This window comes from Klebsiella sp., from assembly GCF_027492335.1.
Lineage (GTDB): Bacteria > Pseudomonadota > Gammaproteobacteria > Enterobacterales > Enterobacteriaceae > Klebsiella > Klebsiella huaxiensis.
In genome coordinates this window covers 38,982-57,216 of sequence record NZ_JAPUEW010000004.1, presented here as the reverse complement: position 1 = coordinate 57,216, position 18,235 = coordinate 38,982, and the positions used below count along the sequence as shown (strand labels likewise).

The following is an 18,235-nucleotide window of genomic DNA, read 5'->3' as shown; positions in this document are numbered from 1 at the left end:
AAGTTGTGCAAAAAATGCGGGAAGGATTGTGTTACGCGGCTGACCCAGGATTACAGTCAGCCGGAATATAGATTGGAAACAGGACTGGTCGTTAGCGCTTACTGAGTGCTTCCCATAGCCCTTTGAGGTAGGTTACTCCCAGCGCGCGATCGTACAACCCATAGCCTGGACGCCCTGTTTCTCTCCAAATAAAGCGCCCATGATCCGGGCGAATATAGCCGCTAAAACCATTGTCATAGAGCGCCTGCATCACTTTGTACATATCTAAAGAGCCAAATTCTGATGGGTGAGCGCACTCATAAAAGTCTTTGTCTTTGATGAGATTTATATTACGCACATGGGCAAAATGGATTCGCTTACGACGAGTAAACTCGGCCAGAATCGAGTAGACATCATTAGCCGGGTCTTCCGCGATAGAGCCGGTACAGAGCGTGATGCCATTCGCCTCTGAATCCACCGCCCGACAAATCCAGTCCAGATCGTCACGATTTTTCACCACTCGCGGTAGACCAAAAATTGAGTACGGCGGATCATCAGGATGAATAGCCATTTTCACCCCCACCTCTTCACAAACGGGGATCACTGCATTCAGGAAATAGACCAGGTTTTCACGCAGTACTTTGTCATCAACATCTTTATATTGAGCAAACAGGTCCTGAACTTTTGCCAGCCGCTCTGGTTCCCAGCCCGGCAGCGCAAAACCATTCGAATTTTCCAGAACCTCTTTCACCACCTCTTCAAGACTCTTATCAATATCTTTCTTCTCAAAAGCCATCGTCAGGGAGCCATCCGGCAGAACATAGTTCATGTCCGTCTTCATCCAGTCAAAAACCGGCATGAAGTTGTAGCAAATGACCTTAACGCCAAACTGAGCAAGATTGCGGATAGTTTGCTGATAATTGGCGATATAACGATCGCGGGAAGGTAAACCGATCTTAATATCGTCATGAATGTTGACGCTTTCAATGACTTCCATTGTAAGCCCAGCGGCATGGGCTTGCTTCACCAGATCCTCAATTTTATCAACTGGCCAGACCTCACCAACGGCGACATCATAAAGTGCGCCTACAACACCTTCTACACCCGGAACCTGGCGAATATATTCCAGAGAGACCTTATCTTCATCTGGACCAAACCAACGCATTGTCATCTGCATACGAAACCACCTGAGTCAATGTTATCAATAAATAATAGCCTACTACCATACCAGTTTTCATAACCAGAGAAATATTGATGATAGTGACAAAGATCACATTACTTTTTGCAGGCTGTCGTGAAAGGAACACGTGACGGTTTTCATTATTTCGTAGTTACCGGAGACACCCAGCCAGGACCGATGGCCGAGCCCTGGACACCGTGCTGATTAAGGTATTTATCCAGCTCAACCATCCCGGTCCAGCGGTTCTCACACCATAGTGGTGCCAGCAGCGTCGGACGACGGGCACTGGCAGAAATACGGTGATAAATAATCTCAGGTGGGGTATGGCGAATCATCTCTCCTGCAGTGACCGTATAGTCGTCCAGTTCAATACCGTTCAACCTTCCGGCTTCCCACGCTTTTGCCATGATGCTGCCCTTCACAATATGAAGTGGATGCAACTTAATACCATCAACGCCGGTTTCAACCACCCGATCCAGGGTTTGCAGGCAATGATGCTGCCCCTCTCCCGGTAGCCCGACAATCAGATGTGAACATACTTTCAGGCCACGTTCACGCGCCAGTCGGGTCGTGTGCTGATAGCAGGCAAAATCGTGACCGCGATTTATCCGATGCAGCGTTTTATCATGTGCGGTTTGCAGCCCAAGCTCCAGCCATACTTCATAACCCAACTCCCGATATTCGCTAAGTAAATCTAATACTGCTTCAGGCACACAGTCCGGGCGAGTGCCAACGCACAGCCCAACCATATTGGCTTGGCTCACCGCTTGCTGATACATGGAACGCAGTACCTGAACTTCAGCAAAAGTGCTGGTGTAGGCCTGAAAATAAGCCAGATAGCGCTGAGCGCGATTAACCCGCTGCGCCTGATGCGCCAGCTGTTCGGCAATCGAAATATACTGCTGTTGTTCATCGGCGAAAGAAGCCACATTACAAAATGTGCAGCCGCCACGACCAATAGTGCCATCGCGATTTGGACAGCTAAATCCACCATGCAGCGTCAGTTTATGAACCTTTTCGCCATAACGACGCGCAAGATCCCCACCAAACATATTGACTAATTTTTGTAACTGCATAATCTGATAGACCGGCCTTAAGAAAAGGGCCAAGCCTGCCATTTTTAGCTACCGACGGCGATGACCTGGATCAATCGTCAACGCGGCCGCTTACCTCATTGCATAAACACTCAAGATAACCGCAATTTAATTCACATTCATAGTGATGAGTTTTCCTTATACATAGCCTCTGTTTTTGCAATTATCTTTGCCAGAACATAAAACAGTATTACTTTCCGAAATTCAAATGAAAAGCAGTCAAATAGTCTGTTATAAAAAAACTATTCAGCACAGACCGATAATCTTGTGCCATCGATATAGTGAGACAGATCACACTCAATTATGCCGTCGGTTACGTTTCAGCAGCATTCGAAATGTTATTATTCTCTTAAAAATCATAAAACTAAGTGTTACATAGCACATTTTTGTATAAATAAGATTGCCATTTGACGTATGTGCGGATTCCCGATAACTTGGGAATCCGCTGGAAGCTTTCTGGATGAGCGCTCTGCTCATCATATTTATGCAGTAATTGAGATTCCCTCTTAACAGCAAGTCCTCAAACTTGTGTACCGATGCGAAAAGGATTTAAAGAGGGCGAATGCGAGGTGCAAACCCCGTCGCCATGCTCTTTCTGTGCCCGTGCGCAACGGTTCGGAGGGTGTCCCGTAGAGCCTGGGGAGGTTCACTGATATGTTGTACGATAAATCCCTTGAGAGGGATAACTGTGGTTTCGGCCTGATCGCCCACATAGAAGGCGAACCTAGCCACAAGGTAGTGCGAACCGCTATACACGCACTGGCCCGAATGCAGCACCGCGGCGCGATCCTCGCCGATGGAAAAACCGGCGACGGTTGTGGCTTGCTGCTACAAAAACCCGATCGTTTCTTCCGAATCGTTGCGGAAGAGCGCGGCTGGCGTTTAGCCAAAAATTACGCCGTTGGGATGTTATTCCTTAATAAAGATCCTGAACTGGCCAAAGCGGCGCGCCGCATCGTCGAAGAAGAACTTCAACGCGAAACCCTGTCTATTGTCGGCTGGCGCGAAGTGCCAACCAACGAAGGCGTTCTCGGTGAAATCGCACTCTCTTCGCTGCCCCGTATTGAACAAATCTTTGTTAACGCCCCGGCTGGCTGGCGTCCGCGTGATATGGAGCGCCGTTTATTCATCGCCCGTCGCCGTATCGAAAAGCGCTTGCAAGAAGATAAAGATTTCTACGTTTGCAGCCTGTCTAATCTGGTGAACATTTATAAAGGTCTGTGTATGCCGGCGGATTTGCCGCGCTTCTACCTGGACCTCGCGGACCTGCGCCTGGAATCAGCCATCTGCCTGTTCCACCAGCGCTTTTCCACCAACACCGTGCCGCGCTGGCCGCTGGCGCAGCCGTTCCGCTATCTGGCGCACAACGGTGAAATTAACACCATTACTGGTAACCGCCAGTGGGCCCGTGCCCGTACCTATAAGTTTCAGACGCCGTTGATCCCGGATCTCCACGATGCTGCGCCGTTCGTCAATGAAACCGGCTCTGACTCCAGTTCAATGGATAATATGCTGGAACTGCTGCTGGCGGGCGGGATGGACATTATCCGTGCCATGCGCCTGCTGGTGCCGCCAGCCTGGCAGAACAACCCGGATATGGATCCCGACCTGCGTTCATTCTTCGACTTTAACTCCATGCACATGGAGCCGTGGGATGGCCCGGCAGGTATCGTGATGTCCGACGGTCGCTATGCGGCCTGTAACCTCGACCGTAACGGCCTGCGCCCGGCGCGCTACGTTATCACCAAAGACAAACTGATCACCTGCGCCTCTGAAGTCGGCATCTGGGATTACCAGCCTGACGAAGTGGTCGAAAAAGGCCGCGTTGGCCCAGGCGAGCTGATGGTTATCGATACCCGCGAGGGGCGTATTCTGCATTCAGCGGAAACCGATAACGATCTAAAAAGCCGCCATCCTTATAAAGAGTGGATGGAGAAAAACGTCCGCCGTCTGGTCCCGTTTGAAGACCTGCCTGATGAAGATGTCGGTAGCCGTCAGTTTGATGACGACATGCTCGCCAGCTATCAGAAACAGTTTAACTACAGCGCTGAAGAGCTGGATTCCGTCCTGCGCGTACTGGGCGAAAACGGCCAGGAAGCGGTCGGTTCAATGGGCGATGATACCCCATTTGCCGTGCTCTCCAGCCAACCGCGTATCATTTACGATTACTTCCGCCAGCAGTTCGCGCAGGTGACTAACCCGCCGATCGATCCGCTGCGTGAAGCCCACGTAATGTCGCTGGCCACCAGCATCGGTCGTGAAATGAACGTCTTCTGCGAAGCGGAAGGCCAGGCGCACCGCCTGAGCTTCAAGTCACCGATTCTGCTGTACTCCGATTTTAAACAGCTGACCACCATGGAAGAGGAGCACTATCGCGCCGACGTCCTGGATATCACGTTTGATGCCACCGAAACCACGCTGGCTGAGACGGTGAAGGCGCTGTGCGATACAGCCGAACAAATGGTGCGTGACGGAACCGTCCTGTTGGTGCTCTCTGACCGCAACATCGCTAAAAACCGTCTGCCGGTACCCGCTCCGATGGCGGTAGGCGCGATCCAGACCCGTCTGGTCGATAAGAGCCTGCGCTGCGATGCCAACATTATTGTCGAAACCGCCAGCGCCCGCGATCCGCACCACTTTGCGGTGCTGCTGGGCTTCGGCGCGACGGCCATCTACCCGTACCTCGCCTATGAAACTCTGGCGAAGCTGGTAGATAACAAAGCCATCGACAAAGAGTACCGCGCGGTGATGTTGAACTACCGTAACGGCATCAATAAAGGTCTGTATAAGATCATGTCGAAGATGGGGATTTCAACTATCGCGTCCTATCGCTGCTCGAAACTGTTCGAAGCAGTGGGCCTGCATCACGAAGTGTCTGACCTGTGCTTCCTGGGCGTTGTCAGCCGTATCGGCGGCGCTGGTTTCGACGACTTCCAGCAGGATCTACTGAACCTGTCAAAACGTGCCTGGCTGGCGCGTAAGCCGCTGGATCAGGGCGGTCTGCTGAAATACGTCCACGGCGGCGAATATCACGCCTACAACCCGGACGTGGTGCGTACCCTGCAACAAGCGGTACAAAGCGGCGAATACAGCGACTATCAGCAGTACGCGAAATTGGTTAACGAGCGCCCGGCGGCAACGCTGCGCGATCTGCTGGCCATTACCCCGGACGGCACTACCGTCAGCCTGGACGACGTTGAACCGGCAAACGAACTGTTTAAACGTTTCGATACGGCAGCAATGTCCATCGGCGCGCTGAGCCCGGAAGCGCACGAAGCGCTGGCAGAAGCGATGAACAGCATCGGCGGCAACTCAAACTCCGGTGAAGGCGGTGAGGATCCGGCGCGCTACGGCACCAATAAGGTGTCGCGCATTAAGCAGGTCGCCTCCGGTCGTTTCGGCGTGACTCCGGCTTACCTGGTCAATGCCGACGTTATCCAGATTAAAGTCGCTCAGGGTGCGAAACCCGGCGAAGGCGGTCAGCTACCGGGTGATAAAGTCACCCCATACATCGCCAAACTGCGCTATTCAGTACCGGGCGTGACGCTGATCTCCCCGCCGCCGCACCACGATATCTACTCTATCGAGGATCTGGCACAGCTGATTTTCGACCTTAAACAGGTCAACCCAAAAGCGATGATCTCTGTGAAGCTGGTTTCCGAACCGGGCGTCGGCACCATCGCCACCGGCGTAGCGAAAGCCTATGCAGACCTGATTACCATCGCAGGTTACGACGGCGGCACCGGTGCAAGCCCGCTCTCATCAGTGAAATATGCGGGCTGTCCGTGGGAACTAGGCCTGGTGGAAACTCAGCAAGCACTGGTGGCTAACGGTCTGCGTCACAAGATCCGTCTGCAGGTGGATGGCGGTTTAAAAACCGGCGTCGACATCATTAAAGCCGCGATTCTGGGCGCAGAGAGCTTCGGCTTCGGTACCGGCCCGATGGTGGCGCTGGGTTGTAAATATCTGCGTATTTGTCACCTGAACAACTGCGCAACCGGCGTAGCAACTCAGGATGAAAAACTGCGTAAGAACCACTACCACGGCCTGCCGTTCAAAGTGACAAACTACTTTGAATTTATCGCCCGCGAAACCCGCGAGCTGATGGCTTCGCTGGGTGTAAAACGTCTGGTAGATCTGATTGGCCGTACCGACCTGTTGAAAGAGCTGGATGGTTTTACTGCCAAGCAGCAGAAACTGGATCTGGGCAAACTGCTGGAGACCGCAGAGCCGCATCCAGGCAAAGCGCTGTACTGCACGGAGAACAACCCGCCGTTTGACAATGGCGTGCTCAATGCGCAACTGCTCCAGCAGGCGAAACCGTTCGTTGACAGCAAGCAGAGTAAAACGTTCTGGTTCGATATCCGCAACACCGACCGTTCCGTTGGGGCATCGCTGTCAGGTTATATCGCCCAGACCCACGGCGACCAGGGCCTGGCAGCCGACCCGATTACCGCTCACTTCAGCGGTACTGCGGGCCAAAGCTTCGGCGTGTGGAACGCAGGTGGCGTTGAGTTGCATCTGACAGGCGATGCCAACGACTATGTCGGTAAAGGTATGGCTGGCGGCCTGCTGGCGATTCGTCCTCCGGTCGGCTCTGCCTTCCGTAGCCACGAAGCCAGCATCATCGGTAACACCTGCCTGTATGGCGCGACCGGCGGTCGTCTGTATGCAGCGGGGCGCGCAGGCGAGCGTTTCGCAGTGCGTAACTCCGGGGCGATCACTGTGGTCGAAGGTATTGGCGATAACGGTTGTGAATATATGACCGGCGGGATTGTCTGCGTGCTGGGCAAAACGGGTGTCAACTTCGGTGCGGGGATGACCGGTGGTTTCGGTTATGTTCTGGATGAAGACGGTGATTTCCGCAAACGCGTGAACCCGGAGCTGGTGGAAGTGCTGGACGTTGACTCTCTGGCTATCCACGAAGAGCATCTGCGCGGTTTGATTACCGAGCACGTGCATCTTACCGGCTCTCAGCGCGGCGAAGAAATTCTGGCCAACTGGCCAGCCTTCTCAGCGAAGTTTGCGCTGGTTAAACCGAAGTCCAGCGATGTTAAAGCACTGTTGGGTCACCGTAGTCGTTCCGCAGCTGAGCTGCGGGTGCAGGCGCAGTAAGGGGTTAAGATGAGTCAGAACGTGTATCAATTTATCGACCTCCAGCGCGTTGATCCGCCAAAGAAACCGCTGAAGATCCGCAAGATAGAGTTTATCGAGATCTACGAGCCGTTTTCCGAAGGTCAGGCCAAAGCACAGGCAGACCGCTGCCTGTCCTGCGGCAACCCGTACTGCGAGTGGAAGTGCCCGGTGCACAACTACATCCCGAACTGGCTGAAGCTGGCTAACGAAGGGCGTATTTTTGAAGCGGCAGAACTGTCACATCAAACCAATACCCTGCCGGAAGTCTGCGGGCGCGTTTGCCCGCAGGATCGTCTGTGCGAAGGTTCCTGTACCCTGAACGACGAGTTCGGTGCGGTGACCATCGGCAATATCGAGCGCTATATCAACGATAAAGCATTCGAAATGGGCTGGCGTCCTGACCTGACCGGCGTCAAGCAGACGGGTAAAACCGTCGCCATTATCGGCGCAGGTCCGGCGGGCCTTGCCTGCGCAGACGTGTTAACTCGTAACGGCGTCAAGGCGGTGGTCTTTGACCGCCACCCGGAAATCGGCGGTTTGCTAACCTTTGGGATTCCGGCATTTAAGCTGGAAAAAGAGGTCATGACCCGCCGCCGTGAAATCTTCACCGGCATGGGCATTGAGTTCAAACTCAACGTTGAAGTGGGCCGCGATATTCAGCTGGATTCCCTGCTGAAAGATTACGATGCGGTATTCCTCGGCGTCGGCACCTATCAGTCGATGCGCGGTGGGCTGGAAAATGAAGACGCCTCCGGTGTATTCGACGCGCTGCCGTTCCTGATCGCCAACACTAAGCAGATTATGGGCTTTGGCGAAACGGCTGATGAACCGTATGTCAGTATGGAAGGCAAGCGAGTTGTCGTTCTTGGCGGTGGTGATACCGCGATGGACTGCGTGCGTACCTCCATCCGTCAGAACGCGTCCCATGTCATTTGTGCTTATCGCCGTGATGAAGAGAACATGCCGGGCTCCAGGCGCGAAGTGAAAAACGCGCGTGAAGAAGGCGTTGAGTTCCAGTTCAACGTCCAGCCGCTGGGTGTGGAAGTGAATGCTAACGGTAAGGTTTGCGGCGTGAAAATGGCGCGTACCGAAATGGGTCAGCCGGATGCGAAAGGCCGCCGCCGCGCGGAAATCGTCGCCGGTTCCGAGCATGTGGTACCTGCCGATGCCGTAGTCATGGCGTTTGGTTTCCGTCCGCACAGCATGGAGTGGCTGGCAAAACACAGCGTCGAGTTGGATTCGCAGGGCCGTGTTATTGCGCCAGAAGGTAGCGACAACGCCTTCCAGACCAGCAACCCGAAAATCTTCGCCGGCGGTGATATCGTTCGCGGTTCCGACCTGGTCGTGACGGCAATTGCCGAAGGCCGTAAGGCGGCTGACGGGATTCTCAACTACCTGGAAGTGTAATACGGATACCCGGATAGCTTATTTTATCCGAGTAAATCATTCCGGCCCGATGGTTAATTCCATCGGGCTTTTTTATGCGCTTAACAAGTCAGCACGAACCTTAATCACCACTTTTTTAATATCGGCTGGCTCTGTTACCACGCAGCCTGGCTTATGCGGCTCCCCCGGCATAAATACCGCGAACATACCGGGCCTCAAGGTGATGGACTGCTCACCCACCATTTTACCGCACAGTTGATAATCCTCATCAACGTGCATCTCTTCGCACTGCCGCGCACTGTCGGCCACGCCATAAAAAATACGCTCCTCACCCGCCAGTAAAATCTGGATATCGATAAACTGCGCATGCAGTTCGGCCTTCTTCTTTTCAGGTAAACCTGACGCAAACTGCATCACGTTCATAAAGATATCGCCCCCCTGCAACTCGTAGCTTCCGGGAGCAATACTTTGTAAGTCGTACGCCTGTGCGAGGATTATTGCTTGCTGCAACATGGCCGATATCCCTGCCTGTGACGGATTATTTACATCACCGAAAATCATGATTTCTCTCCCTGCCCCACAGCGCCGCGCCCATTAGCCCGGCATCATGCCGATAGCGTGCTTCACGTAGCGGGACGTGATAAACCGCTGGCTCCTGCGCCAGATATTCACGCACCAGCGGCAAGTATCCATTCGCCAGGCCGATGCTGCCGCCAACCACGACGCACTGACAGTCGGTCAGCGCTTTAAGATCGGCAATCAGCCGCGCCAGCGTTTGCGCCGAGCGCTGAACCAGTGAACGCGCCTGCAGATGATGTTGTTCCGCGAGAGCAAAAATAGATTTCGCATCCAGCCCGGTGAGTTCACCGCCAGCCGCATCGGCAATCGCCCTCCCGGCGGCAATTGCTTCCACGCAACCCACTCGACCACAACCGCAGCGTGGCCCATTTGGGTCAGCCAGCGTATGTCCGCAATGTCCGGCTAACCCCCCGCTTCCGGTTAGCAGCCTGCCGTTAGTGACCATACCGCCGCCAACGCCCGTCGAAACCGTCAGAAAAACCATTTCGCTCACGTTCTCCGTTAACGCACGATATTCTGCCCACGCCGCAGCCTGGGCATCGTTCAGGGCGATTCCAGGCAGTCCGCTGAGTTCAGACAAACAATCGATTAAGGGAAAATGCGCCAGGCCGCCAAGGTTAGCTGGGTTGAGTGCGGTTAAAATGCCGTCCTGAATAATGCCGGTAGAAGCAACCGCAAATCGTTCGGCTTGCGCCAACAGCGGAGCAATCAGCTCTTCTAACGCTACGGCAAGCCCGGCAGGCCGCTCGCTCGCTGGGGTCGGGATTTCCCGCCGTTCACGAATAGTAAGATCCTTATCGACCAACGCGGCGGCAAGCTTGGTGCCGCCAATATCTATCGCCAGCGTGGTCATGGCTGCGCCTCTTTTAACGCCGAGTTATACCACTGGCAAATATGCTCTAGCCGGGTAATCGCTGAACCGACGGTTACCGCCCATGCCCCGTGACGCATAGCTTCTGCCGCCTGAGCAGGGGTGTTATAGCGGCCTTCCGCATTCACCCGACAACCCGCCTTCGTCAGCGCTTCCACCAGCGCCAGGTCGGGCTCATCTGGCGTGTGCAACGTGGTATAGCCTGAAAGCGTGGTACCAATAATCTCCGCGCCAAGCGCCTGACAGGCCAGGCCATCCTCCAGAGAGGAACAATCGGTCATCGCCAATAGCTTGTGCTGATGAATGCGCGCCAGCAGCGCTGCCACCGGAACCGGGCGTTCACGGTCAGTGCCATCAATGGCGATGACATCGGCCCCGGCCTGCGCCAGCGCATCGATATCTTCCAGATAAGGCGTGATCCGCACCGGCGAATCATCCAGATCGCGTTTAATAATGCCAATAATCGGCACCGTAACCAGCGCTCGGGTGGCGTGCAGATTCTCAACTCCTTCAATGCGCAACGCTACTGCGCCCGCCTGCTCCGCCGCCAGCGCCATCGCGGCAACGATCGAAGGATTGTCCAAAGGGCTGCCGGGGACCGGCTGGCAGGAAACAATAAGCCCGCCGTTAGCGCTGATGCGTAAATCCAATTCTTCCAGCAAAGACATAATAGCTCCCTGATGAATGTTTTCGCCCGGCACCGCTGCCGGGCGATCGTTATCTGGTTTTAATTAATCCACTTTTACTGCCACCTAACGGTACCGCGCCGCTGAACGGCTTCCCGTCAATCGCATCATGGGTCCGTACGGCTTCCGGGCGGATCCAACGCTGTACACGGGATGGCATATCCAGACCAATCAACAGGATCACCACGAACGTCAGACCGAAAGAGAGCGATCCCAGTGCAGTACCCAGATCCAGACGCTGGGCAATTAAGGCACCAAGAACCGGCGCAATCGCACCGCCCAGCGCCCCCACGTTATAGGTAAACCCAAGCCCCGCCGCGCGTTGATCGGTATCGAAGTAACCGCCGATCAGTTTCGGTAAGATCCCCGAGATCCCCTGTCCTAACATCTGCTGGAAAAACAGTAGCAGGCCAAGGACCCATATGTTTGTGCCGCCGATAGCAAAGACCGGAATAATCAACAACTGTGAAGCCAGCAAGCTGCAAACGTAAGCCTTGCGGGTTCCCAGCCAGTCGCCAAGAAAACCGCCCACGCAGCACCCTACCGCCGCACCAAAGCCGCTGAAAAACAGAATATTCGCTACCGTGGTATGGTCATAAGCCAATTCGGTTTTCAGATAAGTGGGTAGCAGCGCCTGGATAGGCCACGAGTAAAGGAAAGCGAAAAGCACGACGACCATCAGCATCACGCCAGTGGGCCAGCGCTTACCGCTGCTCTGGACCATAAAGCTGATAAAAATAACCGCGCACATCACGCCCAGTAACAGCACGATACCGGCATTTTGCAAATCGCCTGCAAAGCAAAACCATAGTGCGGTCGCTGCAACAACGGTCATCAGAATATTAATAACCCGATGCTTACCGCGATAAAGCAGATCGACCATCGTCTGCACCGGTTCTTTGCCCTCATGCTTCTCTTTCCAGTCCTCGGCTTCCGGAATATTTTTGCGTAACCAGAGAGCGAAGACGATCGGCACAATGCCAATGAAGAACAGTGCGCGCCAACCCCAGACGGGCACCACCAGGCTGTAAACCTGCGCGGCAATAACGGCCCCGACGGAGAATCCGGAGATCAGAAAACCGCTGGCTTTGTTACGTAAATGCTTCGGCCAGCTTTCAATAACATAAGTCGCGCTTGAGCCATACTCACCTGCCATTCCCATGCCGATAACCAGACGGGCGATAAACATGGTGGTGTAACCTGGCGCAAAACCGCAAGCCAGGGTACCAAGTGAAAAAAGAATAATGCTGGTGACCATCGCCAGGCGTCGACCGTAGCGGTCGCCCATTGCGCCGAGCATCAGGCCGCCAAACCAGCGAGAGATAAAAGCGGCTGAGATCAGGCTGGCCGCCTGGACCGTTGTCAGACCAAAATCCCCCTGGACCTCGGTAAGTACCAGGGCAATCAAGACAAAATCAAAACCATCAAGCAAATATCCCAACCATGCAGCTGAAAAAGCCCGCCACTGAGGGCGACTAAGATGGCGATACCACGGGATGTTCTGGGTAGAAGTACTCATTTTACTCTCCCGATAATTTTTTGTTGTTGTGCCGGGTGGCGGCTTCGCCTTACCCGGCCTACGGTCGAAATATGTAGGCCGGGCAAGCGTAACTCCCCGGCAACTTGCGGTTACGCCTTCTCTGCCAACAACTGCTGAGCCAGCGCTTTCAGCTCCGGCAGGAATTGTTCGTCAACCGGGGCGAACGGCTTACGGCACAGCGGCTCAGCGACAACATCCATATAGTGCAGCACGGTTTTCAGACCACGGAATACGCCGGTTTTAATCAGCAGATCGATAACCTTGTTACATTCGCACTGCAGGTGTTGCGCTTTGGCGACATCACCTGCTTTCAGCGCCTGTACGATCCCCTGATAACGCCACCCCATGATGTTGTAGGTGCTGCCAATTCCACCATCGGCACCTGCCAGCAGGCCAGAAGCGAAGATCTCGTCATAGCCGTTGTACAACACCAGGTCCGGATGAGCCCGACGGATTTGCTCCATCTGATAAAGATCGCCGGAGGTCTGCTTCAGCGCGCCGACGCCCGACAAGGTCACCAGAGTATTGATCTGATCGAGCGTCAGCTTAACGCCGCTTAGGGCCGGGATGTTGTACACCACCATCGGCAATCCATCAGCCGACTCAATAATGGCCTGATAATGCGCGCAATGCTCTTCAAAGCTAAACGGATAATAGAATGGCGTCACCGCAGAAACGGCATCATATCCATAGCTTGCCGCCGCCTGCGCCAATTGTTGGCTTTCAAGAGTACTCACGCAGCCGACATGGGCGATCAGCGTCATTTTTCCCTTCGCCTCTTCCGCCACGATTTCTAATACTTCCTGACGCTCAGCGCCGCTCTGCACAAAGGCTTCACCAGTGGAGCCCCCTACGTAAAGCCCGTCGATCCCCTGGCTCAGATTGAAACGAACCAGCCGGCGCAGACTCCCCTTATCCAGTTTTTGCTGACCATCGAACGGCGTAAGCAGTGCCGCCATGACTCCACGTAAATTGACCGCCATATAAACCTCATAGTGATATTATTGTGATTAACTATGTACCTTTATACCTGTTATACCAGATCAATTAAGCAGCAGCGTAATAGATAACGCTTATAATGCGATCTACTTCACTAAACGATCCTGAGGATCGAGAGGGTTACTTACGTGGCTGTGTTTTCTGGCCGAGGGCGTGCCAGGTGGCGGAGACGCTATTGAGGTGGGTTTGGAGGGCGCGATCGGCTTCATCGGGATCGCGACGGCGAATAGCATCAACAATAACAATGTGTTGTTGATAACTCACGCTATTATGTTCGTGCAACTCACGTTCTGGCACCGTAGGCCGGGCGGCGATTAGCCAATCCAGCAATGCCACGTGAATAGCCATAAAGATCGGATTACCCGGGATTTCCGCCAGCACGCGGTGAAACTCGACGTCAGATCGGATAAACAGCGCATTGTCATCAAGCGACTGGCTGTTGATCTTCAGCGCCTGCATCAGCTTTTCGATCTGCTCGTCGCTGGCATGTTCTGCCGCATAGCGAACCAGGCTGGATTCAAAAAACAGGCGTAGTTGTTCAAAATGCGCGATACCGCCAGGGTGAGACAAAAAGTCTTTCGCCATGCCGGAAAGCTCGCCAATGATGGTGTCCGCTGAAGGTCGGGACACGCGGGCCCGCTCGCCGTTGCTAATTTGCACCAACCCCTTACGCTTCAGCGCCGCCAGCGCTTCACGTACCGAGGGGCGTCCGACGTTAAAAAACGTCATCAATTCACGCTCTGACGGCAGTTGTTCACCTTCGGCAAACTCCCGTCGGCGGATCATCTGCTCCAACTCTTCTTCCACCATTTCGGACAGTTTTTTGCGCGCCAAAGGACGACGGCCCAAACTGTTGCCAATGGAGGATGGAGTATCTTCGGCTTGTGGATCAAATGCGCTCATAGGGACCATTGTGTGATTTGTGACAGCACGTGACGACTGTTCCATCTTAACACAAGAATTTTGCAGAGATCAGAAAACAGGCCCCGAAGGGCCTGATAGAGATTACTTCACGACGCGTAGCGCAGGGCGCCCACCGCGTGGCGGAGTTGGCGTATCATCGGGATCGTCATCATGATTATCTGGCTTATCGCCATCAATCACCGACATGACCGTTTCGCTGTCGTTGCCTGGCAATTCTTCGTCATCATTCAGACTGGTGACGTCTTCATCGTAGGCCGCTTCAGGTTCAAACATGGTGCCCGCACCATTTTCACGTGCGTACACAGCCAGCACTGCAGCCATCGGTACAGAGACATTGCGCGGCACACCGCCGAAACGCGCATTGAAACGTACTTCGTCGTTAGCCAGTTCCAGATTACCTACAGCACGCGGGGCAATGTTAAGAACGATTTGTCCGTCGCGAGCATACTCCATTGGAACAAGTACGCCCGGCAGCGTCACATCGACGACCAGGTGCGGAGTCAGCTGGTTATCCAGCAGCCACTCATAGAACGCCCGTAACAGATACGGACGACGCGGCGTCAGCTGTGATACATCCATTGATTAGCCTCGACCCAGGCGCATTTCACGCTCGGCTTCAGTTAAAGAAGCGAGGAAGGAATCACGTTCAAATACGCGAGTCATATAGCCCTTAAGCTCTTTCGCGCCAGTTCCGGTCAGTTCCACACCGAGAACAGGCAAACGCCATAACAGCGGTGCCAGATAGCAATCAACCAGGCTGAACTCATCGCTCAGGAAGTACGGCTTCTGGGTGAAGACTGGCGCAATCGCCTGTAATTCTTCACGCAGTTGCTTACGTGCATTATCAGCCTGCGTAGCAGTACCGGTCTGGATGGTATTCATCAGCGAATACCAGTCTTTTTCGATACGTTGCATGTACAGACGGCTTTCCCCACGAGCTACCGGGTATACCGGCATTAACGGCGGATGCGGGAAACGCTCATCCAGGTATTCCATAATGATGCGAGATTCCCACAGAGTGAGCTCACGATCCACAAGCGTTGGTACGCTTTGATTCGGGTTGAGGTCAATCAGATCCTGAGGTGGGTTATCCTTCTCCACGTGTTCTATCTCAAAACTAACACCTTTCTCGGCCAGCACAATGCGGACCTGATGGCTATAGATGTCAGTAGGACCAGAAAACAGCGTCATTACCGAACGTTTGTTGGCAGCGACAGCCATGAAAACCTCCAGGTATATTCAGAATTATTGTACTGCTGCCGACCACGCATGGTCAGCCAGATGTAAAAACCCCATTCGCGTGACATCATTTCCATTTATCATCTAAACAAAAAATGAACAATCACCTGCATTTGGGCAGAAAATTGGATGATAGTTTACCAGATTTTGAAGGCGTTGTGGTGAGGGTATTCTGGAAATGCTGAAAAAGTGGCAAGAACAGGGCAGATCCATATGGATAATGACAGATTTATCCATAAAAAAACCCGCCGGAGCGGGTTTTTTCGCAAATTGTTCTGCGTGAGCAGAAAACAATTAACGCTTGGAGAACTGCGGACGACGGCGTGCTTTACGCAGACCGACTTTCTTACGTTCAACCTCACGAGCATCACGAGTAACGAAACCAGCTTTACGCAGTTCGCCACGCAGTGACTCATCATATTCCATCAGTGCACGGGTGATACCGTGACGGATAGCGCCAGCTTGACCGGAAATACCACCACCTTTAACGGTGATGTACAGATCCAGTTTACCAATCATGTCGACCAGTTCCAGCGGCTGACGAACTACCATGCGGGCAGTTTCACGACCGAAGTACTGTTCCAGAGAACGCTGATTGATAACGATTTTGCCGTTGCCCGGTTTGATGAAAACGCGAGCTGCGGAACTTTTGCGGCGACCAGTGCCGTAGTATTGATTTTCAGCCATTGCCTATAATCCCGATTAGATGTCAAGAACTTGCGGTTGCTGTGCCGCGTGGTTGTGCTCGTTACCCGCATAAACTTTCAGTTTACGGTACATAGCACGACCCAGCGGGCCTTTTGGCAGCATGCCTTTAACCGCGATTTCAATCACACGCTCAGGACGGCGGGCAATCATCTCTTCAAAGGTCGCTTCTTTGATACCACCGATATGACCGGTGTGGTGATAATACATTTTGTCTTCACGCTTGTTGCCGGTTACAGCAACTTTTTCTGCGTTCAGAACGATGATGTAATCACCGGTATCTACGTGCGGAGTATATTCCGCTTTATGCTTGCCGCGCAGGCGCAGAGCCAGTTCGGAAGCCAGACGGCCCAGAGTTTTACCGGTCGCGTCAACAACATACCAGTCGCGTTTTACGGTTTCTGGTTTAGCTGTAAAAGTTTTCATTAAAAGCTTACCCAAATAATAAGTTACACGTTGGTGAACACCCAAACGTTTTGTCAGTTGAGGTTCACACGACATTGTCCAGCAAACCTACCCCTTCGAATAGCCTATGCCGGCACATAGAAAGTTTTGGGAAAAAAACCTTCTCGTAACGTGGGGTCGCAAGATTATAGAGAAGTCGGGGTCAAAGATCGACCCCTTTATGTGATTTGTACCCGGTTTTACCCCGGTAAATGCTCTCGCTTCAAATACTCCTCGCTCTGCATCTCCTGCAGGCGGGATAGACAGCGTTGATACTCGAATTTCAACCGTTCGCCCTGATAAATGTCATACAGGGGCACCGCTGCGCTGACCACCAGTTTAACGTGACGTTCATAGAACTCATCCACCAACGCGATAAACCGCCGCGCCTCGCTTTCCATCAGCGACGTCATCACCGGCACATCAAACAGCATCACGGTATGAAACAGTCGCGAGAGCGCAATATAATCATGCTGGCTGCGCGCATCCACGCACAGCGTCGTAAACGAAGCCGCCAGGGTCTGATTTTCTACCCCTAATGTCGACAACGGACGATGGTTTATCTCCAGCGTTGGCGTCTGCTCACGCTTCGCGCCCGCCAGAGCCTGCCAAAGCTTATCCATTTGTTGCTGAGTCTCGGTATTGAGCGGCGACAGCCACAGGTGCGCCTGGGTCAGCGTGCGCAAACGGTAATCAATACCAGCATCAACGTTCATTACATCACAATGCTGTTTAATAGCGTCAATAGCGGGCAGGAAACGGGCACGCTGGAGGCCATTACGGTACAGCTCGTCAGGAGGGATGTTCGACGTGGCTACCAGGGTAATGCCGCGAGCGAACAGCGCTTTCATCAAGCCGCCCAGCAGCATCGCATCGGTAATATCAGAAACAAAAAACTCATCGAAACAGAGCACGTCAGTTTCGGCTTTAAAACGGTCGGCAACGATCTCCAGCGGGTCGCTGTGCCCTTGCAGATGAGTTAATTCTTCATGAACACGCAGCATAAAGCGATGAAAATGCAGACGTTGTTTACGTTCACCTGGCAGGCTTTGATAGAACATATCCATCAACCAGGTTTTCCCCCTTCCTACGCCCCCCCACATATAGAGGCCGCGCACGGCCACCGTTTCGGCAACCGGCTCGCGCTTGCCCAACAGCTTGCCGAATTTTGCCCGCAGACCGCCATTGTTTTGCGGCGCGACAGACGGCTTATTCTGCAATTCATGGTAAATGGCATCAAGGCGGCTAACCGCCTCTTGCTGAACGTCGTCGGGCTGATGACTGCCCTCTTTGAGAACGGAAAGGTAACGCGATGTTGGCGACAGGCTTTGCATGATCTTATTGTTATTCCTTGAAAACCGTAATGCTGTAGCTCACGATTGACGAAAAAAAGGCCGTTCTACACTACGCGATGATACGCCAGGATTCCACTTCTGTGGGATTAGCGGTTATAGTGGCACTATCGGGCGCAGG

At 53.5% G+C, this 18,235-nt stretch carries 15 protein-coding genes; 2 read left to right on the top strand and 13 right to left on the bottom strand.

Features of this window, described 5'->3' with window-relative positions; all coding sequences use genetic code 11:
- Window positions 1–91: 91 nt before the first annotated feature.
- The gene (uxuA, locus tag QVF11_RS00480) at window positions 92–1,156 is read right to left on the bottom strand and encodes a mannonate dehydratase (RefSeq protein WP_287854738.1); all 1,065 of its coding nucleotides are present in this window, start codon (window positions 1,154–1,156) and stop codon (window positions 92–94) included.
- Window positions 1,157–1,299: 143 nt separating this feature from the next.
- Window positions 1,300–2,235: a tRNA modification radical SAM protein MnmL/YtqA gene (mnmL, locus tag QVF11_RS00475; protein ID WP_112213545.1), complete on the bottom strand. Its 936-nt coding sequence runs from the start codon at window positions 2,233–2,235 to the stop codon at window positions 1,300–1,302.
- Between the two features lie 672 nt (window positions 2,236–2,907).
- Here mnmL and gltB point away from each other — a divergent pair.
- On the top strand, window positions 2,908–7,368 hold the full coding sequence (gene gltB, locus QVF11_RS00470; RefSeq protein ID WP_287854736.1) for a glutamate synthase large subunit: 4,461 nt from the start codon (window positions 2,908–2,910) through the stop codon (window positions 7,366–7,368).
- 9 nt (window positions 7,369–7,377) lie between these two features.
- Window positions 7,378–8,796 carry a glutamate synthase small subunit gene (locus tag QVF11_RS00465; protein WP_112213542.1) on the top strand — a complete coding sequence of 473 codons (1,419 nt, stop codon included), beginning with the start codon at window positions 7,378–7,380 and terminating at the stop codon, window positions 8,794–8,796.
- A 72-nt stretch (window positions 8,797–8,868) separates the two neighbouring features.
- Here QVF11_RS00465 and nanQ read toward each other — a convergent pair whose 3' ends face one another.
- The 11 genes from nanQ to zapE form a co-directional block, all read right to left on the bottom strand.
- A complete protein-coding gene (nanQ, locus tag QVF11_RS00460) occupies window positions 8,869–9,336 on the bottom strand; it encodes an N-acetylneuraminate anomerase (RefSeq protein WP_287854734.1) in 468 nt (155 codons plus the stop codon).
- Window positions 9,323–10,207, bottom strand: coding sequence for an N-acetylmannosamine kinase (gene nanK, locus QVF11_RS00455; protein WP_287854732.1), 885 nt, complete (start codon window positions 10,205–10,207; stop codon window positions 9,323–9,325). Before nanK ends, nanQ begins: the two co-directional genes overlap by 14 nt.
- A complete protein-coding gene (locus QVF11_RS00450; protein WP_287854730.1) occupies window positions 10,204–10,893 on the bottom strand; it encodes an N-acetylmannosamine-6-phosphate 2-epimerase in 690 nt (229 codons plus the stop codon). The genes nanK and QVF11_RS00450 overlap by 4 nt, the downstream gene beginning before the upstream one ends.
- A gap of 49 nt (window positions 10,894–10,942) precedes the next feature.
- Entirely contained in the window at window positions 10,943–12,430 is a 1,488-nt protein-coding gene (locus QVF11_RS00445; protein ID WP_287854729.1) for an MFS transporter, read from the bottom strand.
- A gap of 110 nt (window positions 12,431–12,540) precedes the next feature.
- Window positions 12,541–13,434: an N-acetylneuraminate lyase gene (gene nanA, locus QVF11_RS00440; protein ID WP_112213532.1), complete on the bottom strand. Its 894-nt coding sequence runs from the start codon at window positions 13,432–13,434 to the stop codon at window positions 12,541–12,543.
- Between the two features lie 136 nt (window positions 13,435–13,570).
- Window positions 13,571–14,362: a transcriptional regulator NanR gene (gene nanR, locus QVF11_RS00435; protein ID WP_110272829.1), complete on the bottom strand. Its 792-nt coding sequence runs from the start codon at window positions 14,360–14,362 to the stop codon at window positions 13,571–13,573.
- Between the two features lie 93 nt (window positions 14,363–14,455).
- The gene (gene sspB / locus QVF11_RS00430; protein ID WP_110272828.1) at window positions 14,456–14,953 is read right to left on the bottom strand and encodes a ClpXP protease specificity-enhancing factor; all 498 of its coding nucleotides are present in this window, start codon (window positions 14,951–14,953) and stop codon (window positions 14,456–14,458) included.
- Between the two features lie 3 nt (window positions 14,954–14,956).
- The gene (sspA, locus tag QVF11_RS00425) at window positions 14,957–15,595 is read right to left on the bottom strand and encodes a stringent starvation protein SspA (RefSeq protein WP_112213531.1); all 639 of its coding nucleotides are present in this window, start codon (window positions 15,593–15,595) and stop codon (window positions 14,957–14,959) included.
- Window positions 15,596–15,907: 312 nt separating this feature from the next.
- A complete protein-coding gene (rpsI, locus tag QVF11_RS00420; protein ID WP_110272826.1) occupies window positions 15,908–16,300 on the bottom strand; it encodes a 30S ribosomal protein S9 in 393 nt (130 codons plus the stop codon).
- Between the two features lie 15 nt (window positions 16,301–16,315).
- Window positions 16,316–16,744: a 50S ribosomal protein L13 gene (gene rplM, locus QVF11_RS00415; RefSeq protein WP_004106200.1), complete on the bottom strand. Its 429-nt coding sequence runs from the start codon at window positions 16,742–16,744 to the stop codon at window positions 16,316–16,318.
- 218 nt (window positions 16,745–16,962) lie between these two features.
- The gene (gene zapE / locus QVF11_RS00410; RefSeq protein WP_287854724.1) at window positions 16,963–18,096 is read right to left on the bottom strand and encodes a cell division protein ZapE; all 1,134 of its coding nucleotides are present in this window, start codon (window positions 18,094–18,096) and stop codon (window positions 16,963–16,965) included.
- Window positions 18,097–18,235: the final 139 nt, after the last annotated feature.